We start from the raw sequence: 5,657 nt of genomic DNA on the forward strand, positions 1-5,657 counted from the left end.
GATTGGTTGTATTTAGCGAACCATTCCATGCTTTTCCATTTAGTATGGCCACTCAGGATACTGATGTAAGCGATAAATATGATTTCTGGAAGAGGGTAAGTAATGTGAATCTCGCTACGAGGTTCAATGAGTGACTGGATCCTAACGACCATTGGTGTGTAGTTTGCCATTATCATACTTCTGGTTACACCGGAGGTATATTAATAGTACATTTGTCCTTCTCATGCCGCCGTCCTGCAACTATAGGGCTTTTCGCCAGTATGGATTCGGACGTGATCTTTTAAATGACATGATTGAGAAAATGATTTTTCGCATAATATGCACTTATGTTTTTTCTTACTCGAGACTGGCTTCGATGTTTGCTGGTTTAAAATCACACCAACATTGCGATCCTCTAGTTCCCTAGTAATAGATTCCTGTTGTTTGAAATATGCTCTTGTATGGGTAATAATTGGCTTTCGTGACATTATATTGTCTAATTTCTCACTTTGTATTGCCACTGTTCCTCTGTCAAAAGTTGAACTAATTTCTTTTTGTTCTATTTTTTCTTTTAATTTACTTACAATCCCTTCGAGAGACTTATTTATTTTGGGTGCATTTTGTATAGTAATATTTTGCATGACTGGTTTTCGTTCGTTGGTCTACAATGTTAGACGGATATTCGTTTATTTAGTTCAATTGCATGGTGAAATCTCACCGAGCCTTGGTATCGGTAATACTTTATCGTGCTGCCTAACAATAAAATCGTGTTCGTGCTGCGCACCAAAAATACGGGTCAGTTCTTTCATCGTGCATTGTAGAAAATTATAAACCTGAATACCATCCATTTGTAATGCACGATGAAAGACCTGACACCAGTTTTTGACACCAGTTTTCCTTAACTTTGAAGGAATAATGCTTCAGTTTTCAATTGGTTGTGTTTTTGGACGGGAACTAGATAGTTCCTGTCCAGAAACTCTAGCCCTTGAGGCGCGTAGGCCACAGAGACTCAAGGAGTTTCAAATTCACGGAAAAATTGCATCACATCCTCTACAGTCCCCGGAAACCGTGCGGGGCAGATTTCAAAACAAAATTTATTTTTTTGACCCGATCGCCTGCCCTGCATGGCCTGCAGCGTTTTTGGACGGGAACTAGATATGTGTTAAAGTGGTGCTGAACAGTTACAATTTTTGTTAATCAAAGTAGGTTTTATATGAATGATTTTATGTGTGTTACTAATGTATATGTACCAAATGGTGAATCTCTTAATTATCAAAGTCAGGAGGGGAATGTTGCATCTGTTTCATCTCAGAGCTTAAACCGGAGAGTAGCTATTCCTGAGCAAGAACACGTAGTTTCCGTGTTCAATGTAAGAACAAAACAAGGTCCGCTTGTTCAGAAGATAAAAATATCGGCATACTGCCCATTAGCAGACATTAATATCATACGAAATGGTATTGAATGGGAAAATGATAAGCTAAAATTACAAGTATTGGAGTTGTTAGAAAAATATTCATCAGTACTTCAAGTACTGAGAGAAGACTGTATAGGATTTAAGACTATTCAGACTTTATTAACATATCCGACAATAGATCCTTTAAGTTTTTATTTAAAGAATTTAAGTAAATTTTCTGACTCTGATATCAAGCAAGAAATAATAAAAACCAATAAAATCATTAAGAATCTGTCAACAGAAATGTTTGAATACTTGTGTCGATATGCAGAGGAAATTGAGATATTCATGGATTTTTTTCCTGATATTTCAAAATGTAATGCGATAGAACGATTTTTTACAATCTTTGGAAAAGAGGAGTTTGCAAAAGTGAAACACAATGTCTTTGTTGAAAAAATAAGATATTGTCAAAGTAAAGCTATCACAATAGATAAAAATATGTTTCCTTCGTCAGATATAATGTATGATTGTTTTATGGAATTTTATATTGATGGATTTTTTGAAAAGTATCAACACCTTTTTAAACATGATATACTACCGCCATTAGAAAAGATGAATAGTGTTCTTCACGATTTAAAAACGAAGAAGATAACTTATAAAATATTATATTTTCTTTTTTTAGAAGAGAGCTATAGAATAGATGAAAATAAAAGTCCGCCAGAAACATTGGGCTTCTTACAAGTTTCTAATACAGAACACAGAGAATTAAAATTAGAAACAATCTTATCCATTTTTTCAAAATATCCAGCTTTCAAAAACTTATGCTGTGAAGATGGATGCAGACTCACATACTATCAAATAATCGATTTGTTGTTACATAAAGATGCAGTAGCTTTATTGTGTTTGTCTATAAGAGATAACACGCATCTAGAACTTATAGAATTTGGGGAAGTGGCTTATCAATTTTTTTTGAAACATGCAAAATTCATTTTTTATTATAAAGTGCATACCTCAATATTATATCCTCGCAATTATTTAAGGAATTTTATTGAAGGTCATAATGATCATCAGTTGAAGCAATTATCTAAGAGGATAGATGATTGGGGAATGTATAGTTACTATATTCAAATGTCGAGTGATCCAGACACCTTACGCAACACTATTATTAAAAAGATTTACTTTGATATATATAAGGCTGGATTAAATCAATAAGTGCAACAGAACTTCCTGTGTAGACTTCAAGTGGTGTTAAAACACCAAGTTTGAGATGGCTGCCATGCTCACTTCAGATCATTGAACAATCCTCCGGGAGCTCGCTTTTTATACAACTTTTCTTGCCAGAGCGCTATCATCAACTGCAGTACCAACGTTCTGCGAAATGCTCTTTGGTTGTATGCTTTCAGGGGACGGTTTTGTTACGCAGGCACTATTGTCCATTGACTATCAATGCGTCTGGAGTAACTATCATCACTGGATATCACACGGTAGTGGCGATGGAAGCACTTGGTGTGTCGTTTGATCCGACTGGTGTGTCCAAAAGCCCCAACAGATAAGCCGATCACTCTCGCACTTGATGATTGGGTTATCGAACGATACTCAGATAAATCCCCTGCTTGTCGAACCCATCATCAGCACAGTAAAAAGCGTAACCGTCCGACGTATATCTGGGGGCAGTGCTGGGTCTCTCTTACTGTGATTTTGAACGAGCGGCAGACGAAATATTTACCGCTATTCCAATCATCTCATTTCCAGCGCCGGCTTCAGGAAACACCAGTAAATTAAAAATTGCTGTCGCCATGCTCAAGGTGGTACGAGAAGAACTAAAGGATCGAATGTTACCAGCAATTCCCGCAAAAAATAGAAAAATGGATATTTTACCTTAAAAATCTCATTAGTTTTTTATACACGAACAAAATCCTCAGAAACAATCTGATCAATCGACCAATTTAAATACACTGAAGAAAATGGTTTTTTATTGGTAACTATGCCGTATCAGGGAATAAACTCCGGATGCTGATCATTTTTCGTTTTGCTGTTCACCGGGTTTAACTCGCTTGCCTTTTGCTTTTGGTTCAGGTGCTCCCTGCAAGATCAGCCCCTTCATGAATAATGCCCAAGAACTAACCACGAAAATCTCAAAGAAATTCCTTTGCTTCTCCCAAATCGTCTTTTTCCGTTTGTTAGCCTTCAGTGCTTCATTAAATAAGGAGCAGGAAAGCTCAACAATTTGATCAATCAGAAAGGCAAGGAGCATCAGGGAAGCAAGATTGCTTGACAGATTATCTTCACCATGACCAAAGTTGTGTTCCAGACTGTAACCCAAATTCTTCAGTGTATTGAACGTTTCATTTTCAATTAACCACCTAGCGCGTCCTCCCCGCATGATTTTCATGCAACACATATGGTTGTGAATTGGCAGACTGGTTACCCAGCTATTGAAGTATTTTACTTTCCCGTCAGGATCCGTTTCCACATAGTTCACGTAATTGACCATAAAGTCAGGGTGTGATTTATTGAGTGGAACGCCATTTACGTAGTGAAACGAGTGCCGATGCCCCCGCTTGTCGGTATAAGTGAATCGCTGAACTTTGCCTTCCCGGTCCAGATCCTCAACGCTTTCCAACAATGCCTTATGATCCGAGTCCTTGGCAACAGCGATAAAATGGTGGCCATAAGAGCGAACGAGTTTAAGGGTTGGTCCCTTGGAGCAAAATAAGGGTCAGATCTTTCATCGTGCATTTTAGAAAATTATAAACCTGAATACCATCCATTTGTAATGCACGATGAAAGACCTGACACCAGTTTTACTGGCTTAAAGACATTAAAATCAGAATTGCCTTCAAAGCCTTCAAGCAAGAAAATATTTGACAGAAAAGTCATGGACAGCTCAAGTTTTCAAGATCTAAAAGCCATAAATCAAAATATACTCAAAAGTGATATGAGAAATTTGAATTCAAGACAAACTGAATGGGTTGCAGCTGATACAAGAAAAACCTCAAGCTTTGACAAAATAGATGAATTAATTTCAGATAATAAAAAGCCTGCAATTGTTATGATTGATATAAAAGGCTGTAAAAACAAAAATGGCAGTGATGAATTAGGTAGCATGTCTAGAATCTTAGGACTTTTAGAGTTTGCTAAAAGCAGAAACTTACATATTTTCCATATTGAGATAAAGAATGTTGAAGAGGTCATCCCCCCGAGTATGAAAAAGTATGATAAATATCATAAGTTTAATAAGGTAATTGATAATAAAGGGATACAATTTTCTGCCTACCCAACAATCAAGAGTGATCTCAAAAATCACAATATAGACACTCTATTCATTACAGGTTATGAACGGCTTCAATGTGCTGGATCCACGGCTTTTGGCGAAAAAGTGAAGCTGAAACCTGAAATTAAAGAAGGTTCTGGTGGGGTGCTCAGCCTGATCAATGTCCTGCCTGAAGGTTATGAGTAATTGGAAAACCGTATTGATTCATTTTTTTCCAAAAAGATGACCAATGTCCTGTTGAACATATGATCGCTCGGAGTGTTAACAGCATTGAGGCACCTTCTTCTTTCCAGCGCATACCTGATCTTCACATCCTCTGTTTCACCAATATTTTACAGGCCGCTTCAGTAACCCCAGAGCCGATTGGTAAATGGGCGCTCAGGGCTTCCGGATAGACCATCTTTTTCCAGTTGTTCTTAAAGTAGGTTCTTGCCTTATACAGCTTCTCCATCGATGCCAGACGATTATTCCCCGGTGATGATTTCTTTAATTCCTTGGTCAGACGCTGTGCTCCACCAACTTCATGTTTCAGCTCATAGAGTTTTTCTTTCAGCCATGCATGCCGTTGTTGCTTGTTTTTAACTCCCGGATAGATCGCTTCCGCAGCGTCTGCCACATACTCAGAAGCATGATAAAAATCCAGAACCTGAACGGACACAAAAGGCTTAAGGAAAGTCAAGTTATCGGGAGCACCATCGGCAACGCCAACATAAGTGGCATCAGGGAATCGTCGTTTAACTTTTTCTATCTCTGCAGAAAATCGCTTCATAAAGGTTTGCTTGCCATATTCAGGCGCTGCAGCGCAGKAGAKCGTATGAAGTCGATCACCGTCATCATTCAATAATGCAATGGTTCCACACATAGCAATGCGGTAGTTGCCATCACGATAGAGCAGAGTTGTTCCATCCAGACCAATAGATACGGTAGCTACTGGCTCTGGTAGTTGAGGAATGTCGTAAGTCCAACTTTCTTCTTTTGCCTGGGCAATACTGGCCACGACATCAGAAATAT

At 38.1% G+C, this 5,657-nt stretch carries 5 protein-coding genes and 1 pseudogene; 3 read left to right on the top strand and 3 right to left on the bottom strand.

From position 1 onward, the window contains the following. Positions 1 to 221: 221 nt before the first annotated feature. The gene (locus AKL11_RS09700) at positions 222 to 620 is read right to left on the bottom strand and encodes a C2H2-type zinc finger protein (protein WP_067516821.1); all 399 of its coding nucleotides are present in this window, start codon (positions 618 to 620) and stop codon (positions 222 to 224) included. A gap of 572 nt (positions 621 to 1,192) precedes the next feature. On the opposite strand from AKL11_RS09700, the gene AKL11_RS09710 reads away from it, so the two are divergent. After that, on the top strand, positions 1,193 to 2,584 hold the full coding sequence (locus AKL11_RS09710) for a hypothetical protein (protein WP_067516826.1): 1,392 nt from the start codon (positions 1,193 to 1,195) through the stop codon (positions 2,582 to 2,584). A 461-nt stretch (positions 2,585 to 3,045) separates the two neighbouring features. Further along, complete coding sequence (locus tag AKL11_RS09715; protein ID WP_067516828.1) at positions 3,046 to 3,255, top strand: hypothetical protein; 210 nt, start codon at positions 3,046 to 3,048, stop codon at positions 3,253 to 3,255. 134 nt (positions 3,256 to 3,389) lie between these two features. Here AKL11_RS09715 and AKL11_RS09720 read toward each other — a convergent pair whose 3' ends face one another. Then, a complete protein-coding gene (locus AKL11_RS09720; protein ID WP_157673491.1) occupies positions 3,390 to 3,998 on the bottom strand; it encodes a hypothetical protein in 609 nt (202 codons plus the stop codon). Positions 3,999 to 4,148: 150 nt separating this feature from the next. On the opposite strand from AKL11_RS09720, the gene AKL11_RS09725 reads away from it, so the two are divergent. Next, on the top strand, positions 4,149 to 4,832 hold the full coding sequence (locus AKL11_RS09725; RefSeq protein WP_067516832.1) for a hypothetical protein: 684 nt from the start codon (positions 4,149 to 4,151) through the stop codon (positions 4,830 to 4,832). A gap of 121 nt (positions 4,833 to 4,953) precedes the next feature. Here AKL11_RS09725 and AKL11_RS09730 read toward each other — a convergent pair. Continuing rightward, positions 4,954 to 5,657 (bottom strand): annotated as a pseudogene (locus AKL11_RS09730) (ISKra4 family transposase); the annotation flags it as partial.

Origin of the sequence: Endozoicomonas ascidiicola (assembly GCF_001646945.1) — a bacterium.
In the GTDB taxonomy this organism is placed as follows: Bacteria; Pseudomonadota; Gammaproteobacteria; order Pseudomonadales; family Endozoicomonadaceae; genus Endozoicomonas; species Endozoicomonas ascidiicola.

Excerpts from the sequence above, each read along its gene's own strand:
- AKL11_RS09725 (WP_067516832.1), top strand. The coding sequence starts at position 4,149 with ATGCACGATGAAAGACCTGACACCAGTTTTACTGGCTTAAAGACATTA.
- AKL11_RS09710 (WP_067516826.1), top strand. The coding sequence starts at position 1,193 with ATGAATGATTTTATGTGTGTTACTAATGTATATGTACCAAATGGTGAA.
- AKL11_RS09700 (WP_067516821.1), bottom strand. The coding sequence starts at position 620 with ATGCAAAATATTACTATACAAAATGCACCCAAAATAAATAAGTCTCTC.